This window comes from Streptomyces sp. JHA26 (genome assembly GCF_002005565.1).
Classification (GTDB): Bacteria; Actinomycetota; Actinomycetes; order Streptomycetales; family Streptomycetaceae; genus Streptomyces.
This window is the reverse complement of sequence record NZ_BDJC01000156.1, coordinates 1-852: the sequence shown is the minus strand read 5'-3', so window position 1 is coordinate 852 and position 852 is coordinate 1. Positions and strand designations below refer to the sequence as shown.

Annotated in this window: 1 protein-coding gene; it reads right to left on the bottom strand. The window is 70.3% G+C overall.

What is annotated here, in order from left to right:
* Positions 1 to 852: hypothetical protein (locus JHAT_RS34905; RefSeq protein ID WP_171991189.1), on the bottom strand; the 852-nt coding region annotated here is incomplete at both ends.

Here is an 852-nt window from a genome sequence, read left to right as displayed (position 1 = left end):
GCATCACCCAGCGCCTGCACCAGACCCAGCGTCAACGCCACCGACACCGGAACCGAACCGAACACCTTGTCCCGGCCCGACGCCAGCCCCAGCAACGACACCACACCAGCAAACCCGCCAGGCTCACCAGCCGACACCGACCCCAGACGCCCGGCCACCACCTCACGACCGGACTCCCCGGCAGCAAGCTCCAGCATCACAGGCCGCGCACCACACCGCGCCAGACCCGCAACACAGGCACCCACCCACGCGTCACCGGCAAGACCGGCCGGCACCACCACCAGCCAAGCACCCGACAACACACCAGAACCCACCGTCACCGGCGACCACGCCACCCGATAACGCCAGCCCTCGACCGCCGACCACTCACGATCCCGCCGACGCCACGCCGACAACGCCGGCAACACCGCCGACAGCGACCCGCCATCCGCCGGCAACGCCAGCAGATCCGCCACCTCCGACGCATCCCCACGCTCCACCGCATCCCAGAAACCGGAATCAGCCGCGTCACGGACGTCGAGTGAAGTGTGGGTCGCGGGCTGCGCAGGCTGGACCCAGTACCGCTCCTTCTGGAAGGCGTAGGTGGGCAGTTCCACCAGCCGGGGACGGGACGGGGCGAGGAGGGCAGCCCAGTCCACCGCATGACCCCGGACATACACCTGCGCCAGGGCCTCCATGAGGGAGCCGGTCTCGTCGCGGTCCTTGCGCAGGACCGGGGCGAACGCCATCTCCGGCACAGTGTCGGCGCCCATCCCGGACAGCACACCGTCCGGGCCCAGCTCCAGGCAGCTGGTCACGCCCTGCTCGAAGAGATGCGTGATGCCGTCGGCGAAGCGCACCGCCTCGCGCACG